This window comes from Natronorubrum daqingense (genome assembly GCF_001971705.1).
In the GTDB taxonomy this organism is placed as follows: domain Archaea; phylum Halobacteriota; class Halobacteria; order Halobacteriales; family Natrialbaceae; genus Natronorubrum; species Natronorubrum daqingense.
This window is the reverse complement of record NZ_CP019327.1, coordinates 2,582,742-2,604,058: the sequence shown is the minus strand read 5'-3', so window position 1 is coordinate 2,604,058 and position 21,317 is coordinate 2,582,742. Positions and strand designations below refer to the sequence as shown.

At 63.4% G+C, this 21,317-nt stretch carries 22 protein-coding genes; 13 read left to right on the top strand and 9 right to left on the bottom strand.

The window, feature by feature from the left end:
* Positions 1-2: 2 nt before the first annotated feature.
* On the bottom strand, positions 3-212 hold the full coding sequence (locus BB347_RS12620) for a hypothetical protein (protein WP_076583806.1): 210 nt from the start codon (positions 210-212) through the stop codon (positions 3-5).
* A 159-nt stretch (positions 213-371) separates the two neighbouring features.
* Between BB347_RS12620 and BB347_RS12615 the strand changes: the two genes are divergently transcribed.
* A complete protein-coding gene (locus BB347_RS12615; protein ID WP_076583894.1) occupies positions 372-1,394 on the top strand; it encodes a threonine aldolase family protein in 1,023 nt (340 codons plus the stop codon).
* A 52-nt stretch (positions 1,395-1,446) separates the two neighbouring features.
* On the opposite strand, the gene BB347_RS19815 is transcribed toward BB347_RS12615, so the two are convergent.
* The 3 genes from BB347_RS19815 to BB347_RS12605 all read right to left on the bottom strand — a co-directional run bounded on the left by BB347_RS19815 (position 1,447) and on the right by BB347_RS12605 (position 3,319).
* The gene (locus tag BB347_RS19815; RefSeq protein WP_257787611.1) at positions 1,447-1,572 is read right to left on the bottom strand and encodes a DUF7859 family protein; all 126 of its coding nucleotides are present in this window, start codon (positions 1,570-1,572) and stop codon (positions 1,447-1,449) included.
* Between the two features lie 697 nt (positions 1,573-2,269).
* Entirely contained in the window at positions 2,270-2,806 is a 537-nt protein-coding gene (locus tag BB347_RS12610) for a metallophosphoesterase (protein WP_076583804.1), read from the bottom strand.
* 96 nt (positions 2,807-2,902) lie between these two features.
* The gene (locus BB347_RS12605) at positions 2,903-3,319 is read right to left on the bottom strand and encodes a hypothetical protein (protein WP_076583803.1); all 417 of its coding nucleotides are present in this window, start codon (positions 3,317-3,319) and stop codon (positions 2,903-2,905) included.
* Between the two features lie 158 nt (positions 3,320-3,477).
* Between BB347_RS12605 and BB347_RS12600 the strand changes: the two genes are divergently transcribed.
* The gene (locus BB347_RS12600; RefSeq protein ID WP_076583801.1) at positions 3,478-5,649 is read left to right on the top strand and encodes an ATP-dependent DNA helicase; all 2,172 of its coding nucleotides are present in this window, start codon (positions 3,478-3,480) and stop codon (positions 5,647-5,649) included.
* 20 nt (positions 5,650-5,669) lie between these two features.
* Here the strand turns inward: BB347_RS12600 and BB347_RS12595 are convergent, their stop codons facing one another.
* The 5 genes from BB347_RS12595 to BB347_RS12575 form a co-directional block, all read right to left on the bottom strand.
* A complete protein-coding gene (locus BB347_RS12595) occupies positions 5,670-5,987 on the bottom strand; it encodes a rhodanese-like domain-containing protein (RefSeq protein ID WP_076583799.1) in 318 nt (105 codons plus the stop codon).
* Positions 5,987-6,280: a sulfurtransferase TusA family protein gene (locus tag BB347_RS12590; protein ID WP_076583798.1), complete on the bottom strand. Its 294-nt coding sequence runs from the start codon at positions 6,278-6,280 to the stop codon at positions 5,987-5,989. The genes BB347_RS12595 and BB347_RS12590 overlap by 1 nt, the downstream gene beginning before the upstream one ends.
* 46 nt (positions 6,281-6,326) lie before the next feature.
* The gene (locus BB347_RS12585; protein ID WP_076583796.1) at positions 6,327-7,499 is read right to left on the bottom strand and encodes a YeeE/YedE family protein; all 1,173 of its coding nucleotides are present in this window, start codon (positions 7,497-7,499) and stop codon (positions 6,327-6,329) included.
* Positions 7,500-7,852: 353 nt separating this feature from the next.
* The gene (locus tag BB347_RS12580) at positions 7,853-8,350 is read right to left on the bottom strand and encodes a 2'-5' RNA ligase family protein (protein WP_076583795.1); all 498 of its coding nucleotides are present in this window, start codon (positions 8,348-8,350) and stop codon (positions 7,853-7,855) included.
* A gap of 50 nt (positions 8,351-8,400) precedes the next feature.
* Positions 8,401-8,586: a DUF7554 family protein gene (locus BB347_RS12575; protein ID WP_076583793.1), complete on the bottom strand. Its 186-nt coding sequence runs from the start codon at positions 8,584-8,586 to the stop codon at positions 8,401-8,403.
* Between the two features lie 86 nt (positions 8,587-8,672).
* On the opposite strand from BB347_RS12575, the gene BB347_RS12570 reads away from it, so the two are divergent.
* From BB347_RS12570 to thrC, 11 genes are all read left to right on the top strand, one after another.
* Positions 8,673-9,767, top strand: a complete 1,095-nt coding sequence (locus BB347_RS12570) for a helix-turn-helix transcriptional regulator (RefSeq protein WP_076583792.1) — start codon at positions 8,673-8,675, stop codon at positions 9,765-9,767.
* Positions 9,768-10,232: 465 nt separating this feature from the next.
* Positions 10,233-11,468: an argininosuccinate synthase gene (locus tag BB347_RS12565; protein ID WP_076583790.1), complete on the top strand. Its 1,236-nt coding sequence runs from the start codon at positions 10,233-10,235 to the stop codon at positions 11,466-11,468.
* 2 nt (positions 11,469-11,470) lie between these two features.
* Positions 11,471-12,943, top strand: coding sequence for an argininosuccinate lyase (argH, locus tag BB347_RS12560; protein ID WP_076583789.1), 1,473 nt, complete (start codon positions 11,471-11,473; stop codon positions 12,941-12,943).
* Between the two features lie 195 nt (positions 12,944-13,138).
* The gene (gene lysW / locus BB347_RS12555; RefSeq protein WP_005554620.1) at positions 13,139-13,303 is read left to right on the top strand and encodes a lysine biosynthesis protein LysW; all 165 of its coding nucleotides are present in this window, start codon (positions 13,139-13,141) and stop codon (positions 13,301-13,303) included.
* 58 nt (positions 13,304-13,361) lie between these two features.
* The gene (gene lysX, locus BB347_RS12550; RefSeq protein ID WP_076583787.1) at positions 13,362-14,282 is read left to right on the top strand and encodes a lysine biosynthesis protein LysX; all 921 of its coding nucleotides are present in this window, start codon (positions 13,362-13,364) and stop codon (positions 14,280-14,282) included.
* Positions 14,282-15,355: an N-acetyl-gamma-glutamyl-phosphate reductase gene (argC, locus tag BB347_RS12545; protein WP_076583785.1), complete on the top strand. Its 1,074-nt coding sequence runs from the start codon at positions 14,282-14,284 to the stop codon at positions 15,353-15,355. Before lysX ends, argC begins: the two co-directional genes overlap by 1 nt.
* Position 15,356: 1 nt before the next feature.
* The gene (locus BB347_RS12540) at positions 15,357-16,217 is read left to right on the top strand and encodes an acetylglutamate/acetylaminoadipate kinase (RefSeq protein WP_076583783.1); all 861 of its coding nucleotides are present in this window, start codon (positions 15,357-15,359) and stop codon (positions 16,215-16,217) included.
* Entirely contained in the window at positions 16,214-17,362 is a 1,149-nt protein-coding gene (locus BB347_RS12535) for an aspartate aminotransferase family protein (RefSeq protein ID WP_076583781.1), read from the top strand. Before BB347_RS12540 ends, BB347_RS12535 begins: the two co-directional genes overlap by 4 nt.
* Positions 17,359-18,468: a [LysW]-lysine hydrolase gene (locus BB347_RS12530; protein ID WP_170872025.1), complete on the top strand. Its 1,110-nt coding sequence runs from the start codon at positions 17,359-17,361 to the stop codon at positions 18,466-18,468. Before BB347_RS12535 ends, BB347_RS12530 begins: the two co-directional genes overlap by 4 nt.
* The gene (gene argF, locus BB347_RS12525) at positions 18,468-19,388 is read left to right on the top strand and encodes an ornithine carbamoyltransferase (RefSeq protein WP_076583779.1); all 921 of its coding nucleotides are present in this window, start codon (positions 18,468-18,470) and stop codon (positions 19,386-19,388) included. Before BB347_RS12530 ends, argF begins: the two co-directional genes overlap by 1 nt.
* 601 nt (positions 19,389-19,989) lie before the next feature.
* Positions 19,990-21,255, top strand: a complete 1,266-nt coding sequence (thrC, locus tag BB347_RS12520) for a threonine synthase (protein WP_076583777.1) — start codon at positions 19,990-19,992, stop codon at positions 21,253-21,255.
* Positions 21,256-21,317: the final 62 nt, after the last annotated feature.

The window sequence follows — 21,317 nt, the reverse complement described above, 5'->3', positions numbered from 1 at the left end:
AATTACTCCCGATTCGCCAGAAAGATCCCGAGGTAGATCGACGCGAACGCGCACGCGACGCCCGCGCCGAACGCGAGGGTGAACGGCGACTCGAGGGACACTTCACCGCCGTCGTCGAACAGCCAGCCGCTAAATCCCACCGCGAGCAAGACGACCGCTGCGAGGCGAAGCGCAGAGACGAGGCGGACCCCGGGATCGGTTCGATCGGCCATACGTTCGAACCTGGGCGATCCCCCAGGAAAAGGTTGGTGTTTCGATGTGTTCGCGGCGGCCGTCGGCGATTCTACGCCGAGGAGTCGTCGCTCGAACTCGACGTCGAATCGTGGAAGACGGTCGTCGCCTATTTCACCACCGAGTTCGGATCTCGAGGCATGATCGATCTTCGCTCCGATACCGTGACGAAACCCGATGAGGCGATGCGCGAGGCCGCTCGAGCGGCCGAGGTCGGCGACGACGTCTACGAAGAGGACCCGACGGTGAACGAACTCGAGGCTCGCGCCGCCGAATTAGTCGGGATGGAAGCCGCCCTCTACGTCCCCTCGGGGACGATGGGCAATCAGATCGCGGCACGTGTCCACACCGAACGAGGCCAAGAACTCCTCGCGGACACGGAGAGCCACGTCGTCACGTACGAACTCGGCGGCCTCGCCCAACACGCCGCCCTCCAGGTTCGGATGCTCGAGGCCGACCGCGGCGTCCCCACCCCCGAACAGGTGGCGGAGGAGTACGTCGAAGAAGACCTCCACCGCCCGGGAACGGGGCTGCTCTGGCTCGAGAACACGCACAACGCTCGAGGCGGACTCGCCATCGAACCCGAACGGATCGCAGCGGCGGCCGACGCGGCCCACGAACGCGACGTGCCCGTGCACGTCGACGGCGCGCGTCTGTTCAACGCCGCCGCGGCCCTCGACGTTTCCGCCGCCGAACTCACCGCCCCCGTCGACTCGGTGATGTGCTGTCTCTCGAAGGGACTGGGCGCACCCGTCGGCTCGATGCTGGCCGGTAGCGAGGAGTTCGTCGCGCAGGCCCGACGAACGCGCAAGCTCCTCGGCGGCGGCATGCGCCAGGCCGGGATCATCGCCGCGCCCGGCTTGGAAGCGCTCGAGAACAGAGCCGACCTCGAGAACGATCACGATCACGCGCGCGTGTTAGCCGCGGGGCTGGCCGAGTTCGACGGCTTCGACGTGCAGGAACCGGAGACCAACATCGTGCTCGTCGACGTGGCCGAGACCGGCCTCGAGCCGGATGCGCTCCTCGAGCGCTGTCGCGACCACGGCGTGGGAGCCTCGCCGTTCGGCCCGACGACGGTACGGTTCTGTACGCACCGGGACCTGTCCGACGGCGATATCGAGCGGGCGCTCGAGGGAGTCGAATCGGCCCTCAATACGGCGTAGAACGGACTCTGAACAGCGATTTAAACCGATTGGAAGAGGAGAAGACAGTCGTCTACTGCATTCCTTCGCGGAACTCGAGGATCGTCTTTCGCAAGAGGAGATACGAGAAGAACACGAGCGACAGCAAGATCACTACGATCGCGAGGATAACGGGGTCGTCGGGGAGGAAACCCAGCATAATCGATCGATACCGTGTCAGTATGCAAAACCGTTTCGACCGAAGCGGCGGTGTCCGGAACTATAACTCGTAATCGGAAGACGGTTGACTCGTGTCGACGGAGTATCCTGTTCGTCGGACGTACCGTAGCTAAAACGACGTTTTCACCTTACGCCGCCTATATCGGGATCGCCAGCGAAGTGCGATCTGTCCCGATCCGGTGATTCCACCCCGCCGGTCGGGGCCATCAACCCGTTGGAGTCCCCCTCCATGGATGCCTCAGCACGTCAGCTACGCCGATTCCAGCGGGTCACGCCGGGTATGGGATATCGCAGTCTCGAGGTTCCCGCTATCGCACCAATCCACCACCTTCACACCAACCACCCTCCGGACGCCCTCCAAACACTTCCGGACACCCTCCAAACACCCTCCCAAACACCTTCCGGACACCCTCCAAACACCCTCCCAAACACCTTCCGGACACCCTCCAAACACCCTCCCAAACACCTTCCGGACACCCTCCAAACACCCTCCAAGAGCCCCTTACGAACCGCCTCACAACTCGGCCGGACCCCGTTGACGCCACGATCTATCTCGAGGGCGAATCGAAAACGGACTCTCGTCCCGACTGAGCCTCGAGAAGGCTATTTTCGAGAAGCGACCAGATCACGTGCTTCGACTACTGATCACGTGTTCCGACGACCGAAGACGGTCCTCGTCACTCGTTCGAGTAGTCGATCGACGCGAGTGGTGTGCCCTCCGGCGTTCGAATCTCTCCCTCGATTTGCGTCGCGGAATCGTCCGCGTCGTCGGTCCCTCGAGGCTCGAGCACGGCGAACCCGGGTCGATTCCCGCGCGGGTCAGCGTGACTGCCGGGGTTCAATAGCAAGACATCGTCGGTCTCGATCACCGTCGGTCGGTGCGTGTGACCGGAGACGACCACGTCGGCGTCGCGCGAGCGGCCGAACATCGCCAGTCCCGTCTGGCCGCCCTCTCGACGGTGCGTAAGGGCGATTCGGATTCCGTCCGCCTCGACGACGCGAGCCGTCGGAAGTCGGTCTTTGACGGACGGGTCGTCCGCGTTTCCGTGGACCGGAAACAGGTGGTCACACTCCGATTGAAAGGCCTCGAGTGCGGCTTCGCTCGTGAAATCACCCGCGTGGACGACGGCGTCTGCTTCGCGGGCCGCGTTCAGTGCGTCGCCCGTGAGTTCGTGCCCGCTGGTACTGTGCGTATCCGAAAAAATCGCGATCATGCCGGTGGCTACTGACTCCGCGCTAACGGTCCTTTCGCCATCGGTCGCGACGCGCTGGGAGCCAGCGCCAGAACGACGTGTTGCTCACCGAGGGCGTTACGCAGACGGAACGTCGCTGTCGTCGCTGTCGTCGTATCCCGCGACCACCGTCGAGCCGGGAGGGTGGTCGTTCAGCGTCGCCGTCACCGTCGTCGACTCGAGGTCGACGGTCGACTCGAGGGGCGTCCAACCCTCAGCCGTCTCGACGGCGACCGACACGTCGGTCGGGCTCGCACCCGGCGGGAGTCTGGAGGGATCGTAGACGAGTTCGATGCTGATCGCTTCGACCGCCTTCAGTTCCTCGACGTTGACGAGGTCGACGGGAGCTGCGAGTCCGTCGACCGGCGGGTCGCGACCGCTTTTCTCGAGGTCGAACGCGTCGGGGACGACGCCGGCGACGACGGCGACGGTCGCACCCGCGCGCTCGAGTGTGTACTCGGCGACGCTGCTCGAATCGTACCCGGGGATGGCCATACTCGAGGCGAAGCCCTCGATCCCTTTGGCCCTGTAGCGCGCGTACGCCAGCCGATGATGACCGACGGCGCGGACGTGAGTGGTGTGAACAACGGGCGCACATCGGAGACCGACACCGAGACGAATCCTTTTATCGTATCGGGAACAACTCGACTAGCGTGTCCGAGACAGCCGGGTACATGCGCTTTTTCCCCTACGAGGAGCCCTACGAGAACCAGCGGGAAGCGATGAATCGCATCCACAACGCGATCACTCGCGGACAGGACGTGCTCTTCGAAGGGGCCTGCGGGACCGGCAAAACCCTCTCGTCGCTCGCACCCGCCCTCGAGGTGGCTCGCGAGCAGGACAAGACGGTCGTCATCACGACGAACGTCCACCAGCAGATGCGCCAGTTCGTCGCCGAGGCGCGGGCGATCACGCGCGAAGAGGATATTCGCGCGATCGTCTTCAAAGGGAAGTCGTCGATGTGTCACATCGACGTCGGCTACGAGGAGTGCCAGGCGCTTCGGGACAACACGCGCAGCGTCGTCGACACCGAACGCGACAAACGCCAACTCGAGCGCCGCCAACAAGAGCTCTTGGCCGAGAGCCAAGACGGCGACGGCGGGGCTGCCGACGCCCGTAGCGCCGTCATGGACGAACTCGAGGATCTCGAGGAGCGACTCGACGACCTCGAGGACCAGAACGTCTGTGAGTACTACCGAAACAATCTGACCGAAGACACGGACGACTTCTTCGCGTGGCTCTTCGACGACGTGCGGACGCCCGACGAGATCTACGAGTACGCGGAAAGTCAGCACTTCTGTGGGTACGAGCTTCTGAAAGAGGGGATCGAGGGCGTCGATCTCGTCGTCTGTAACTACCACCACCTCCTCGATTCGACGATTCGCGAGCAGTTCTTCCGGTGGCTCGGTCGCGACCCCGAGGACGTGATCGCCGTCTTCGACGAGGCTCACAACGTCGAAGACGCGGCCCGCGAGCACGCCACCCGAACCTGCTCGGAGCGAACCATCGACTCCGCACTGGACGAACTCGCCGACGCGGACGACCCCCGTTCGGACGACGCCGCGAACGTCCTCACGGCGTTTCACCGCGCGCTCGTCGAAACGTACGAAGACTCCTTCGGCTTCGGTGAGCGCGAGCGAATCGGCGAGAACTGGGAGGACGTCCCCGTCGCGAACGAGGGCCGACGCGACGAGTTGACCCTCGAGTTCCTCCAGCGCTACGCCGGCCAGGGCATCGAAGACGACCTCGAGGCGGCGATGAGACTCGGTCAGGAACTCGACGAGGAGTACGAGGAGGCCTACCGCGAGGGCGAGACGGCCACCCGAACGGAGTGTCAGACCCTGCAGGCCGCCGCGTTCGTCAGCGCGTGGATGAACGAGGGTTCGAAGGAGGGGCTCTACCCGGTTGTCTCCGTGACTCGAGACGCCGGAACGGACGAAGTCTACGGTCAGGCAGAACTCTACTCGTGTCTGCCCCGACAGGTAACCGGACGCCTCTTCGACGACGTCTACTCGACCGTCCTGATGAGCGCGACGCTCCAGCCCTTCGACGTCACCGAGAACGTCCTCGGCCTCGAGGATGCGGTGACGATGGCGTACGGCTTGCAGTTCCCCGAGGACAAACGACGAACGTACGCCGTCGAGACGCCGCCGCTGTTCTCCTCCGATCGGGACGATCCCGACGTTCAGGAGGCGGTCGCAGAGACGATTCACGACGCGACACGGATGACCCCCGGCAACACGCTCGCGTTCTTCCCCAACTACGGCGAGGCGAATCGCTACGCGGAACGACTCGAGCGACGCTCGGACCGGCCGGTCTATCTCGACGAACCAGGAACCTCCGTCGAGGAAGTGAGACAACAGTTCGTCGCGGACGAGGGAGCCGTCCTGTGTACGTCGCTCTGGGGGACCCTCGCGGAGGGCGTGAGCTTCGACGGCGACGACGCCAATACGGTGCTCGTCGTCGGCGTTCCCTACCCGCATCTGGACGACCGCGCGGAGGCCGTCCAGGAGGCCTACGACGCGGCGTTCGAGGGGACCGAAACGGGCTGGCGCTACGCCGTCGAGATCCCAACGGTTCGCAAGACAAGGCAGGCACTGGGTCGAGTCATCCGCTCGCCGGAAGACGTCGGCGTCCGAGCACTGCTCGATCGCCGCTACTCGCGCTCAGCAAAGTCGGATCTCGGGAAGTACAGCGTCAACGGCACCTTTCCACACGAAGAACGCGAGGAACTTCTCGACATCGCGCCCGAGAAACTCAAGTTCGCGATGCTCAACTTCTACGGCGATCACGACGCCTACGACGGCGAGACGCCCGCGCCGTAGCAGCGACTATCCCAGATCGTTCACTCGTTGGCCGACGAGTGGATCGGTTCCCAGGCGTCGTAACCCCCTTCCATACTCGCGACCTGTTCGGCATCTCCGTACTCCTCGATCAGTCGTGCCGCCTGGACCGATGTCTGGCCGATATAGCAGTAGACGACCACGTCATCAGCCCAGTCCCGATCGACGACCGTCTCCTCGAGGTCCTCGATGGTCGCGTGTTCGGCACCGGGGAGATGCCCGTCAGTGTAATCCTCGCGACCGCGGATGTCGATGAGATCGAACTCGCTCTCGCACTCGATGCGTTCACGAACCGTCTCGGGGGTGAATTCGTCGACCATTATCGTTTTCGGAGGTAGATTCGGTACGTTGCATCGCCGCTTCTCCAGACGGTTGCGTCCGCATCGTCTCCGACCGCTCGCGGCACGTTTTCGGTACACGGGACGTGATCGGTTTCCTGGACGAGCAAGTCGCCCGAGTCGATCTGTTGCAGTCCCTTCTTGGCCTCAACCTGTGGGTACGGACAGACTTCGCCCATCATATCTTGGACGAGATCCGCGTCCTCGAGCAGGTCCTCGGCTTGGTCGTCGCTCAATTCGTCCGGTGTGTCAGTGACGTCGTCAATTGATGGCATTGTCGTTAACGTTGTGTTAGTATGTCGGAAGTGGTTGTCGAACGATTCAGAGTGCGCAGCCGACTTCTCGGTAGATCCAGTGAGTCATCACGTAAACACCGGCGATGATGCCGAGTGCGGCGATAAACGAGTGGACAGACAGGCTGGCAATTCCGGAGTAGATGTTACCGATGTTACAGCCGGGTGCAAGTCGGGAGCCTGCGCCCATGAGGAGGCCACCGAAAACGGCGTTCGGGAGACGGCGGCGCTTTGGCACGCGAACCGAAAAGTCACCGCTCCAGGCGGCGGCGAGGAACGCACCGACGATGACGAACGCGATCATCACCATATCGACGGTCACGTCGACGCCCTCGCCCTGAAAGAGGACAGAACCCCAGTACTCGTACGATTCGACATCGACACCGACCTGCGAGAGGAGATAGCCCGACCAGCGAGCCTCTGGTCCGGTTACACCCACGATAGACGCCTGCGTGAACCAGAGAACTGCCGCAGCAGTGATTCCCAGCGCGGCCGTTCGGGGGTCCCACGGCTGCTTACTCGAGGCGAGTGGATCGCGCCACGCACCGACGAGTCCGCGGAAGTACGTTTCCGTCCCGCGGACGAACTGCCGAAGCCCCGCGACCGGTGCGAGGAAGGCAGTAAGATTGAGCTGGGCCGTGTCGGACCGTTCGCTGAGATCGGCAGTCGTCGCTGAGCGACCAACGAGAGTCACGTAGATGAGCAGTCCGCCAATCGCAATCGAGAGAGCGAGAACGCTCGCGGGAATCTCTGAAACGGTAAACAGGCTCACGCCCTCGCCGAACGTGAACGTCTCGAAGTACGTGCTATCGAGCGTCGGGAAGGCGAGTGCAAAGGCGACGTAGCCAACGCCCATGAACAACAGCGTGAGCCAGAACTGCAGGTAGCCTTCACCGGCCCGATAGAGCGTCCCGCTCGCACAGCCACCGGCGTACGTCATGCCGATCCCGAAGATGAAGCCGCCGATGAAGCCGGTCAGTCCCCACTCGGGTGTCCAGAACTCTTGATAGTACCCGAACTGGTAGGCAATACCCCAGAAGACCATCGTCAGAAGCGTCGCTGCGAGCACGCCTTTCGTGACCCGGGAGTCCTTGTACGCGAAGAAATCCCGGAAGGCGTTGACGAAACAGAATCGCCCCTTCTGGAGAAACACTCCGAGGGCGATCCCGACGACCGCTGCGACGAGTAGCACTGAAACCACACTGGAGCCGAGGCACCCGGATTCCTTAACCCACAGTGCAACGGCCGGATCTTCCCAGGCCACTGACGCCCTGTGTCCACCAATTTCGCCGTCTGAGGTGGCACATGCCGATAGCTATCCGATCAACGCGACGACGGTCGTTCCCGGAGATAACAGCAGTATTTGCATCACCCGTGTACAAACGGCCGACCGCGAGGACAGTCCGAGAAGCGGACCGGCTGGCCGAATTGCGGCACAAGAGCGGGTTTGAAAATCCAGCAACTGCACGGATGTGATACTCTGTGATGGTGTCGTACGCGTACACGGATGTGACAAACTGGAGTCGTACAGGACGTGAAGACAACACCCAAGTGTTACTCGAGTGTGACCCGACTCACGGACAGCTTTTCAGTTCCGTCCCAGAACTCGAGTTCGCTGACCGTCCACCGGATCGGCTCGATCTCTCGCCCGGCGAGTCGCTTCGCCGTCTCGAGGTCGCCGCCGCGCGCGAGCGTGACGTGGGGGACGTAATCGTCGCCCTCGAGGTCGTCGACGGGGTCGAACGTCTCCGCCAGGTTGGCATGAATCGACTCGAGGCCGGGGCTCTCGACGGCGAAGTAGACGACGGGTGCGGAGCCCAGTGGCGGCTCCGCAAAGTACTCGATCCCCGTAATCCGCGCTTCGACGGCGGGAGTCCCCTCGAGTGCGCGATGCGCTCGGTGTTGGAGTTGGGCGACGTGGTCGGCCTCGCCGAGGCGTTTGAGGAGACACGAATGTTCCTCGCGGACGTGCTCGAAGCTGACGAGATCGGGGTAGAGCCCGTTGGCGAGCGTACGGACGCGGCCGGGGACCGGGACGTTGACGCTGTACACGACAGGTTCCGTAGGGGAAATCGACCTATCAGTGTGACGCTTCGGCCGACTTAGATGCTATCGTAGAGCCACAGGACGATGACCAATCCGATGGCCAGGAGCAACAGCGGCGTCAGCAGATTTGCGATCCAGCTGACAACTGTCCCGATAATCTGGAGTGCGAGCAAGACGGCCACCAAGGCCAGGACGATTTTGAGTAGCGTTTCGACCTCGAGTTCGCCGCGGGTATCGTTCATGATCGTCGATACGGACGAACGTTTCAAAAGTTCATCGTTAGGCCGGTCGGAAAGACCTATTTAGACGGATACAACAAGACATGGTAATGGAAGCGAAGGGGCTTTGGGCCCTGTTCTGGGTGCTCGTGGTTGTCGGTGGTGCAGTTGCGTTGGTGTTGGGCGCGTCTGCTGGTGCTGTTGCAGACACTGGCGCAGCGATCCAAGAGTCAGAAGAACGTCAGGAACTCGAGGACGCCGACGAGGTGCACATCAACGTCCACCTCACGAAAGACGAGACGGCGACGTTCGAAGTCGACTACCGCTATCACCTCGAGGACGAGAACAACTCCGAGGAGGCGTTCGAAGAGCTTCGCGAAGAGATTGAGTCCAACCCGGAATCGTACACCGACGCGGAGATTTCCGATTGGAACGATACGCGAAACGGTGACGACCTCGAAGAAGAGGTCATCTCGAACGAAAACGTCTCGGTCGAAGATAATTCGGCACCGGTACACATCGGGCACGTCAAGTTCACCTTCGAGTGGGATTCCTTTGCGACCGTCATGGTCGACGAGATCGAAGCCGGCTCCGAACTCTCGGGGCTGACACTCGTGGACGATACGTCGTTACAGATCAATGCCCCTGACGACTACGTCCTCGACGACGCACAGCCGTCACCGGACAGTTCCGAAACCGACTCGGTTGAATGGGATGGCGAGGAGACCGAGTTCGGCGACGACGAGCCGCGAGTCGTCTTCATCGAAGATGACGGCGAGGAGGGCACGACAACGGACGACGATGACGAGTTGCCGACGCGCTGGCTCGCCGTCGTCGCCGCACTCGGCTTGCTCGCGACCGGTGGTGCGGTCGGCTGGTGGCTCAGACACGGCAACGACTCGAGTTCCGTCACCGACACCGGCAGCGTCTCGCCACCGCCGGCAGGTGGGGCGGCCACTCCGGACGACGGCGGCGGCCCACCGCCCGAACTCCTCAGCAACGAAGAACGCGTGCTGCAGTTACTCGAAAACCGCGGTGGACGGATCAAACAGCAGGAAGTCGTCGCCGAACTCGAGTGGACCGAGGCGAAGACGAGTCAGGTCGTCGGCAGCCTCCGGGAAGACGACGAGATCGAAGTCTTCCGCATCGGCCGGGAAAACGTGCTGGCGATCCCGGACGACGAAGACGGAGACGAACCGCTGTAACCGACCCACGCCCGCTATTTTGGAGGAACGCTCACCACTCCTCGAGGGGAAACGAGTACGGCGACCGGGCTGACCCAAACTCGCTGATCACTGTGTTTGTCCGAACTCGCCGATCACACCGCTGACTACAACCCTGATCACAATCGCTCTCACCACGGAAACGTGTTAGATCGCCATGTAGCAGGTTTTAATATCGATCGCTCGCATAGACTCGGGTATGCGTCCCACCGTCGGTACCGCGCTCACCCTTTTCGGTACCGACGGGACCGTCTCGCCGCGGCGACCACGACGGCGGCGGCCGGGCCGTTGAGCCCGACTACTACTTTACCTCCCGAGACCGGTTCATTTCACCGTTCGACACGATCAGGAAACCCCGAATTCTTGGTTAGCAGCATCTCTCGCGCTATTTTTCGGATTGGAAACCAATGTGCTTAAGTCCCTCCTGACGTTTCCCTCGAACACGATATGACACGCGTGGCACTTGCGTTCTCGGGCGGACTGGACACGACTGTCTGTGTCCCGCTGCTCGAGGAAGAATATGGATACGACGACGTCATCGGCGTCACGGTCGACGTGGGCCAGCCGGCGTCCGAATTCGACGAAGCAGAAGAAACCGCCGAAGCGCTCGGCCTCGAACACTACGTCGTCGACGCGAAAGACGAATTTGCACAGCTGTGTCTCGACAGCGTCCGCGCGAACGCGACGTACCAGGGCTACCCGCTCGGAACGGCGCTCGCCCGCCCCGTAATCGCGAACGCGATTCTCGAGGTCGCAGAAGAACAGGGCTGTACCGGTATCGCCCACGGCTGTACGGGCAAAGGAAACGACCAGCTCCGCTTCGAAGCCGTCTGGCGCGACTCCGACCTCGAGGTTATCGCGCCCGTCCGCGAACTCGGACTCACGCGCGAGTGGGAAAACGAGTACGCCGAGGAGAAGGACCTGCCCGTCGAGGGCGGCGACGGCGGCAAGTGGTCGGTCGACACCAACATCTGGAGTCGCTCGGTCGAGGGCTCCGAACTCGAGGATCCGAGCTACGTTCCGGGCGAGGAGATCTACAACTGGACGCAGGCCCCTACCGGCGAGACCCAAGAGATCGAAATCGCCTTCGAGGAGGGCTACCCCGTCGCCATCGACGGCGTCGAGTACGAGCCGGTCGAGCTCGTTCAGCACCTGAACGAGGTCGCCGGTGCCTACGGCGTCGGCCGTACCGATTCGATGGAAGACCGCATGCTCGGACTGAAGGTCCGCGAAAACTACGAGCACCCGGCCGCGACGACGCTGCTCAACGCCCACGAGGCCCTCGAGGGGCTCGTCCTTACCCAGGAAGAACGCGAGTTCAAACAGCTCATCGACCAGCGCTGGTCGAAGAAGGGCTACGAAGGACTGGTCGACGCACCCCTCGTGAGCGCACTCGAGGGCTTCATCGACGAGACCCAACAGCGCGTGACCGGGACCGTCACGATTCGCTTCGAGGGCGGTCAGGCTCGTGCGGTTGGACGCGACAGTGAGTACGCGGCGTACTCGGCTGAACACGCCTCCTTCGACACGGAGACGGTCGGCAAGATCGACCAGGAAGACGCCACGGGCGTCGCGAAGTACCACGGCTTCCAGCGCCGTCTCGCGAACTCGGTGATCGACGACGACGCGGACGAGGAAGTCGAACTCGCGACAGACGGGAGCGGAACCGACGAGGACGAATAACCATGCCAGAGGAGAGCACTCCCGACGGAGCCGAGGAAGACGAGTCGGTCGTCCGACGAGACCGCTTCAGCGGCGGCCCCGCTCGAGGGTTCCTCTCCTCGCTCGCAGCGGATGAACGGATCTTCGAGGCCGATCTCGCGGTCGATCGCGCCCACGTCGTCATGCTCGCCGAACAAGGAATCGTCGACGACGACGTCGCCGGCGAAATCCTCACGGCGCTGGATGCGATCGAAGTCGACGGCCACGACTCGCTTCCCGACGGCGAGGACGTACACGAAGCCATCGAGACGGCCGTGATCGAACGCATCGGTGACGACGGCGGAAAGATGCACACCGCGCGCTCGAGAAACGACGAGGTCGCCGCGTGCATTCGCTACCGCCTGCGCGAGGACGTTCTCGACGCCATCGAGACGACGCTTGCCCTGCGCGAGGCGCTGGTCGAGGTCGCCGAGGCGAACGCGGAGACGATCATGCCCGGTTACACGCACCTTCAGCCCGCCCAGCCGATCACCGTCGCACACTGGGCGCTCTCCTACGAGGGTGCGGTCCGTCGCGACACGGCGCGCCTGCTCGAGGCCTACGGCAGAATCAACGAGTCGCCCCTCGGCGGGGCCGCGTTCGCGGGAACCACGTTCGACATCGACCGCGAGCGTACCGCCGAACTGCTCGGATTCGCGGGGGTCGTCGAAAATTCGATGGACGCCTCCTCGAGTCGAGATTTCTTGCTCGAGACGACGCAGGCGCTGTCGACGCACGCGACGACGCTGTCAGGACTCGCGGAAGACGTGATCGTCTTCGCGAATCGCGGCTTCGTAGAGCTATCGGACGACTACTCCTCGACGTCGTCGATCATGCCCCAGAAGAAGAACCCGGACACGCTCGAGTTGGTTCGTGCGGTCGCGGGAGACGCGGCGGGGTCGGTCCAGGGGTTGACAACGACGCTCAAGGGACTTCCCCGCGCGTACAACCGCGACCTTCAGCGGGCGACGACCCACGCTTGGGAGACCGTCGACGCCGTGACGGACGCCGGCGAGGTCGCCGCGGGGGCGGTTGCAACGGCCGAGTGGAACGAGGAGACGCTGGCCGCCGAAGCCGGCGAGGGCTTCTCGACGGCGACCGGCGTCGCCGACGTGCTCGCGGCGAACGGACTGCCGTTCCGGACGGCGCACGAACTGGTCGCCATCGCCGCCGAAAACGGGGCCGACTACGACGCCCTCGAGACCGCCGCCGAGGACGTCCTCGGTGAGCCACTCGAGTCGGTCGTCGACCCCGCAGCCGTCGAAGCCGCCCTCGATCCGGCCGAAAGCGTCGCGAGTCGCGACTCACAGGGTGGGCCTGCTCCCGCTTCCGTGGCGGCTCAACTCGAGTCAGCCCGAGAGGCGCTCGAGGCTGCGGAAGTGACACTCGAGGAGACGAGTGACGCACTCGAGGAGGCACACACCGACCTTCGCGACGAGGTGAGCGGCTATGTCTGAGGGGAGTAGCCGGTCGTTCTTGTCGGAGTTACCGCGGCCGTCCCCGCCCGGGGACAAGCTACCTACTACATGATATGTCAAATTGAATTCGCGGTGAGGCGCTTTTCTCGGCCCGGTAGCGACCGGTACAGATAGTATAACTTTGCTGTTAAGTTCGAAGGCTTTAAGGGACCTGGGCTCTCAGTTGCAGGTACAATGACCGAATGCGTCGAGTGTGGGGCAGAAGTGTCCCTGCACGACGATCTGGAAGTTGGAGAGATCGTTGACTGTACCACGTGCGGAGCCGAACTGGAAGTCGTCGACACCGAGCCGCCAGTCCTCGAGCGAGCCCCCGAGCTCGAAGAGGACTGGGGTGAGTGACCTTGCAGACGGCCACAACCACAGTACTCCCTGCACGCCCTGATCACGGGTGGTTCGCATGAAGGTAGGAATACTCTACTCCCGTATTCGAAAAGACGAGAAGCTCCTGCTCAACGAGCTTCGCGAGCGCGATCACGAGATCGAAAAGATCGACGTCCGCAAACACGACTTCGACATCAGCGAGGCACCCGACTCGTTCGCTGACCTCGACATCGTCGTCGATCGCTGTCTCGCCACGAGCCGGAGCCTCTACGCCACGCAGTTCTTCGAGGCCTACGACATTCCCGTCGTCAACAGCCACGAGACGGCGGACATCTGCGCGGACAAGGTGAAGAACAGCCTCGCACTCGAGCAAGCCGGCGTTCCGACGCCGGAGACGAAAGTCGCGTTCACCAAAGAGAGCGCGATGGAGGCTATCGAGGAGTTTGGCTACCCCTGCGTCCTCAAACCCGTCGTCGGGTCCTGGGGCCGATTGATGGCCAAAATCGACTCGCCCGACGCCGCCGAGGCCATCCTCGAGCACAAGGCGACGCTCGGCCACTACGAGCACAAGGTGTTCTACGTCCAGGAGTTCGTCGAGAAACCGGGTCGGGACATCCGCGTCGTCGCGACCGACGGCGAGCCCATCGCCGCGATGGTTCGCTCCTCGGATCACTGGATCACCAACGCTGCGAAAGGTGCGGAGACGGACGTCTTCGAGGTCGACGACGAGGCTCGAGAACTCGTCCAGAAGGCGAGTGACGCCGTCGGCGGCGGTCTGCTCGGGATCGATCTGATGGAGACTGAAGAGGTCTCCGAGGAACCCTCGGAGGGTAGCCAGACGGAGTCTGGCCAGCGATACACCGTCCACGAAGTCAACCACACCGTCGAGTTCAAAGCGCTCGATGGCGCCGTCGAGACCGATATCGCCGGCACCGTCGTCGACTGGCTCGAGGAGAAAGCGGCCGCCGAGGCTGACGAACTCGAGGTGAGCGTCTGATGGCGATCGAAGCCGAGACCGACGCCGAGGCAGCCGAGACGGTCACCGCGAGCATCATCGGTGGGTCGGGCTTTACGGGCGGCGAACTGCTTCGCCTGCTCGCGGGGCACCCGACCATCGAAATCGCCGAAGTCACCAGCCGATCGAAAGCGGGCAAGAGCGTTGGCTCGGTCCACCCGCCGCTGCGCGGGGCGGACCTTCGCTTTACGGAACCAGACGATCTCGAGTCCGTCGACGTCCTGTTCGCCGCGACGCCCCACGGCGTCTCCATGGGACAGATCGACGAGTTCTTCGAGATCGCCGACACCGTCGTCGACCTCTCGGCCGACTTCCGCCTCGAGACGGAAGCGCAGTACGACGAGTGGTACGACGGCCACGACGCGCCGGAATACTTAGAGAAAGCGGAGTACGCCTTACCTGAGATCAACCGCGAGAACCTCGCGGGCGCAGAACTGATCGCCGGCGGCGGCTGTAACGCCACGGCGACGATTTTGGGCCTCTATCCGCTGTTCGAGCACGGCATTTTGGAGGGGGGAGAACAGGTCGTCGTCGACGTGAAAGTCGGCTCCTCGGAAGGTGGCGCAGGCGGCGGCGAGGCCTCGAGTCACCCCGAACGCTCGGGTGTCATCCGTCCGTACGCACCGACGGGACACCGCCACGAGGCCGAGATCGAGCAGTTCCTCGGCACGAGCGTCTCCTTTACCTGCCACGCCGTGGACATGATCCGCGGCGCGAGCGCGACGAGCCACGTCTTCCCGACTGGACCAGTCTCGAAAGGCGACCTCTGGCAAGCCTATCGCGGCTGTTACGAGGACGAGCCGTTCGTCCGGATGGCCGCCGGCGGCTCCGGCGTCTATCGCTACCCCGAACCCAAATCGGTCGCCGGGACGAACCTCGCCGAGGTCGGCTTCGAACTCGACCCCTCGAACAAACGGATCGTCGTCTTTTCGGCCATCGACAACATGATGAAAGGCTCCGCGGGACAGGCCGTCCACGCGGCCAACATCGCACTCGGACTCGAGGAGACGGCCGGACTCGAGTTCGCAGGACTCCATCCAGTGGGGGCCCCCTGAGATGACGACAGTAATCAAGATCGGCGGCGCACGCGCCGTCGATCCCGAAGGCGCACTGGCGGACGTCGCGAGCCTCGTCGCCGACGGCGAGGACGTGGTGTTGACCCACGGCGGGTCGACCGCCGTCGACGAGACGCTCGAGGACCTCGGGCAGGAGCCAACCTACGTCGAGACCCCCGGCGGCGTTGTCGGGCGCTTTACCGACGCGGACACGATGGACGTGTTCAAGATGGTCATGCCCGGCAAGCTCAACACCGATCTGGTCGAGAGCCTCCAAAACGAGGGCGTCGACGCCGTCGGCCTCTCGGGTACCGATGGGAAACTCCTCGAGGGGAAACGCAAGTCGGCCGTCCGCGTGAAAGAAGACGGCAAGAAGAAGATCAAACGCGGCGACCACTCGGGGAAGATCGAGTCGGTCAACGCAGACTTGCTCGAGACCGTCCTCGCGGGCGGTTACACGCCCGTTGTCTCCGTTCCCGTACTCGGAAAGGAGAAAGACGGGAGCTACACGGCGGTCAACGCCGACGCCGACCGCGCGGCCGCAGCGATTGCTGGCGCGCTCGAGGCCGATCTGGTCGTCCTCACCGACGTATCCGGGATCTACGAGGACCCCGACGACGAGTCGACCAAGATCGATTCGGCTGCAACCCCCGACGAATTCGAGCAGGTCAAATCGGCTGCAGAAGGCTTCATGACCAAGAAGGTCATGGCCGCCGAAGAGGCACTCGAGGGCGGCGCGTCCTCGGTGATCGTCGCGACCGCCAACGCGGACGCACCGATTACGAGCGCGCTCGCAGGCGAGGGCACGACGCTCGAGCCAGACGTACTCGCAGACGAAATGGAAACGGAGACTGCAAAATGAGCGACGACGATTTCATTTCCGGAAGCAAGCCGATCGGAATCGAACGCGGTGAGGGCGTCTCGCTGTACACCGCGGACGGAACGGAGTACCTCGATGCTGGCGCGAGTTTCGCGTGTACGCCGCTTGGCCACTCCCATCCAGCGGTCGTCGACGCCGTCACGACACAGGTCGAAGACCTAACGTTCGTCGACTCCTCGTTCCCAGTCCAGTCACGGGCGGACGCCTACGCCGCGTTCGTGGCCTCGACACCCGACGGCCTCGAGCAGGCGTGGTTCTGTAACTCCGGGACCGAATCCAACGAGGCAGCACTGAAGTTCGCCCGCTCGGCGACCGGCAACTCGAAGATCATCGCCGCGACTCGCTCGTTCCACGGACGGACGATGGGGTCGCTGGCGGCGACGTGGAAAGACAAGTACAAAGAGCCATACGAACCGCTCGTCGGCGACATCGAGTTCGTCCCTTACGGCGACAGCGAGGAACTCGCGGAGGCTGTGGACGACGAGACCGCTGCGGTGATCTTGGAGCCGATTCAGGGCGAAGGGGGGATCAACGTCCCGCCGGCGGGCTACCTCGAGACGGCTCGTGACTGTACCGAGGAAGTCGGTGCAGCGCTCGTCTTCGACGAGGTCCAGACCGGCATGGGCCGGACGGGACAGATGTGGGCCTGTCAGAACGCGGGTGTCACACCCGACATCCTCACGACCGCGAAAGGGCTCGGTAACGGGCTGCCAATCGGCGCGGTTGCGGTCCAAGACTGGATCGCAAACGGCGCAGCATCCCACAACGCCACGTTCAGCGGCGGGCCCGTCGTTACCGCCGCAGTCCATGCAACCATCTCGACGCTCGTCGAGGAGGAGTGGCCCGCCCACGCCGCCGAGATGGGCGACTATCTCACGACCGAACTCGAGGCCGCACTCGGTGACGACGTGCGTGAGGTCCGTGGTGAGGGCCTGCTTATCGGCCTCGAGTTGAAACGCGGGGCAAACCGCGCAGCGCGTGATCTGGCGATGAACCACCAGGTGCTTGCCTTGCCCGCGGGTCGAACCGTATTGCGGCTGCTGCCGCCACTCGTGATCGACGAGGCGGAGGCGGACCAACTCGTCACCGCGCTGACGGCGGTTATCGGCTCCGACGAGGAATCATGAACGCGAGCATGACCGATCAGACCGACGTTTCGGCCGCAGACGCCCGCCAACTTCTGATCGACCTCGTATCGACACCCTCACCATCGGATGCAGAAACCGACGCGGCCGAGGTCCTCGTCGAATTCTTCGAGAGCTACGGCCGCGAGGCGTGGCTGGACGAGGTCGGCAACGTACGGGCACCGGCAGACGATTCCGTGCTGTTGACCTCACACGTCGATACCGTGCCCGGCGAAATTCCGGTCGAAGTCGAGCCAGCGGACGAGAACGACCTCGAGCAAGACGTTGCCGACGAACTCGGCGAAGACGTCCTCTGGGGTCGTGGCAGCGTCGACGCCACCGGCCCGTTGGCCGCGATGGCCGCAGCAGCCGTTCGAACCGGCGTCTCCTTCGTCGGCGTCGTCGGCGAGGAGACCAGTTCGCGCGGCGCACGGCACCTGGTCGACGAGCGATCGGAGCCCGATGCCGTCGTCAACGGCGAACCCAGCGGAACCACTGGGATTACGCTCGGCTATCGTGGCTTTCTCGCAGGCACCTACGTCGCGACCAGCGAATCCGGCCACACGTCACGGCCGGAGCCGAACGCGATCCAACACGCGACGAACTGGTGGAACGGCGTCGAAGCGGCCTTCGAGAACGACGAGTACACGGCCGTCTTCGAACGCGTCACCGCCAAACCCGTCGATATCGACGGCGGGATCAGCGAGGACGGGCTTTCAGTCGAGGCGACCCTCGACGTTCAGTTGCGGATTCCGCCGTCACTGGACGCCGAATCCGTCCGCGAGACAGCCGAAGCCGGCCTCGAGATCGGGACCGTCTCCTGGGCCGAACCGATCCCACCGGTCATGGAAAGTCCACGGACCGAGGTCGCTCGCGCGTTCCGCGTTGCGATCCGCAACGAGGTCGGTGACCCCCGACTCCTGCGCAAGACCGGGACCAGCGACATGAACCTCTATGCCGGCGAGTGGGACTGTCCGATGGTTACCTACGGCCCCGGCAACTCGGACCTCGATCACGCGCCGGACGAACGACTCTCGCTCGCGGAATTCGACCGCTCCGTTGCGGTCTTAGAAGGGGTTTCGACAACGCTTCGCGGAGGTGAGGAGTGATGGCCACAACCACTGACGTCCGTCACTTCCTCGAGATCACCGACCTCTCGCAAGCCGAACTCGAGACGGTCCTCGAACGCGCGGCGACGTACAAGCGCGCTCAGGAACGCGGCGAAGACCACGCGGATCTCGCTGGCCAGACCCTGGGCATGATCTTCCAGAAGCCGAGTACGCGAACTCGCGTCTCCTTCGAGACGGGGATGACCCAACTCGGCGGCCACGCCGTCTTCCTCGGCGAGGACGACATCCAACTCGGGCGAGGCGAACCGCTCAAAGACACCTCGCGAACGCTCTCGCGGTACGTCGACGCCGTGATGGCTCGCGTCTTCAAACACGAGAACATCGAAGTGTTCGCGGAGTACGCCTCGGTGCCGGTCGTCAACGGCCTGACCGACGACGCCCACCCCTGCCAGACGCTCGCCGATCTGTTGACGATCCGCGAGCAAGAAGGCGGCTTCGAGGGCGTCTCGGCGGCGTGGGTCGGCGACGGCAACAACGTCGCCCAGTCGTTCGTCCTCGGCTGTGCGCTCGCCGGCATCGATCTGACGGTCGCCACCCCCGAGGGCTACGGCGTCGACGACGCCGTCCTCGAGCGAGCGCGCGAACTCGGCGGCGACCCGACGGTCACGAGCGATCCCGTTGACGCCGTCTCGGGCGTCGATGTCATCTACACCGACGTCTGGATCAGCATGGGCCAGGAGGACGAACGTGACGTCCGAATGGACGCCTTCGAGGGCTTCCAGGTCTGTTCGAGTTTGCTCGAGCACGCACCGGAAGCCTCCGTTATGCACTGTCTACCCGCCCACCGCGGCGAGGAGATCACCGACAATGTCGTCGAGAGCGAGCACTCGGTCGTGTTCGATCAGGCTGAAAACCGACTGCACGCACAGAAGGCGTTGTTGAGTTGGCTGCTCGAGTAGTACCGACCGCGAGTGAAACGAGCGGGTGGCTTTTTAGTCCAGGTTTTTGCGCGACGGGTGAGCGAGGCGCGATTCGGGACGAACGAGGTGAGTGAGAATCGCGACAGCGAACGGCGACGCCGTGAGCGAAGTGAACCCGAGTGGAAAAAGGTGGGTTGTAGAATCGACTGCACGCACAGAAGGCGTTGTTGAGTTGGCTACTCGAGTAGTCGACACACGAGCGAAACGAGCGACCGTTTTGGTCCAGATTTTGGCTGGACGACTCTCTCGAGGCACAAGGCGGGCCCTACTCGAGTAAATTCCAAGTTTCTTGCAGTGAGTTATTTTCGATGCCTGAGACAGTGACGGAATATTATACCAACGGATCGGGACCTCGCAGTCGAGATCATGTGGTTCAAAGCACTGCTCGCCACGCTATTGATGATGATCGTGCCGGCGGCACTCCTTATCCTCGTCGTAGCGTGAGCGATCTCGACTTACTGTATCGACCCGAAAGTAGCGGACCAATCGTCCAAACGCGAGAGTTCACGACGAACGCGTTTGCCCCGAACGCCCCACGAACCCACGTCCTTTTTCCCCCTCGCCCCCCTCTCGAGCGATAATGAGTCTCAGCCTCTCCGCTGATCAACCGGCAGTGCCTGCCAACGCCGACGACGGCGTCTGGCTCGAGTGTATCGAGTGTGGCGAGACGTTCGCCCCGTTCGACGACATCCGATACACTTGCGACGAGTGCGACGGCCTGCTCGAGGTACGCTACGACGAGTTGCCGACGTTCGACGACTTTGAAGGACGTGGCGTCTGGCGCTACGCCGACGCGCTCCCATTCGACGAGGGAGTTTCGATTCAGGAAGGCGACACGCCGCTGTACGAAGTACCGCGTCTCGAGGACGATATCGGCGTCGAGACGCTGCGAATCAAACACGAAGGGATGAACCCGACGGGGTCGTTCAAAGACCGCGGCATGACAGTCGGCGTTCGCGTCGCGAAGGAACTCGGCGTCGGTCGCCTCGCCTGCGCGTCGACGGGCAACACGAGCGCCGCACTCGCAGCGTACGGTTCCCGCGGGGGAATGGAAACGCTCGTCCTCCTCCCCGCCGGCAAGGTCGCCGCGGGGAAGATCGCCCAGGCCAGCCTGCACGGCGCTCGCATTCTCGAGGTCGACGACAATTTCGACACCTGCCTCGACTTCGTGCAAGAACTGGCCAGCCGAGGCGAGGCGTACCTCCTGAACTCGTTGAATCCGTTCCGACTCGAGGGCCAGAAAACGATCGGACTCGAGATTCTCGAGGGGTTCCTCGCGGATTACGAGGCCGTTCCGGATCGAATCGTCCTGCCGGTCGGCAACGCCGGGAACACGTCCGCGCTGTACAAGGCCTTCCGCGAACTCGTCCAGGCGGGCGAACTCGCGGAAGCAGACGTGCCGAAGCTGACCGGCGTCCAAGCCGACGGCGCAGCGCCGATGGTCGAAGCGATCGAAAATGGTGCAGACGAAGTCCGACGGTGGGACGACGTCGAAACGCGCGCAACGGCGATCCGGATTGGAAACCCGGTCAACGCACCGAAGGCGCTCCCGGGTATTCGCGAGACCGACGGGACGGCGGTCTCGGTTTCCGACGAAGAAATAACGGCCGCTCAACGTGACCTCGCCGGCGAGGGCATCGGTGTCGAGCCAGCCTCCGCCGCCTCCGTCGCCGGACTCCGAAAACTTCGAAACGCGGGTATCGTCGACGCCGACGAACGCGTCGCCTGTCTCACCACCGGTCACCTGCTCAAAGATCCGGACGCCGCAGCCGCTGCAGGCGGCGATCCCGAACCGGTTCCCGGTGATTTCGACGGCGTGCTCGAGACGTTGAGCGACGACGCGTAAGCGATCAGGCGGCACAATCCTCGAGCACGATTCAGTTCTGGAGTCCACACTGTTAGTCGAAT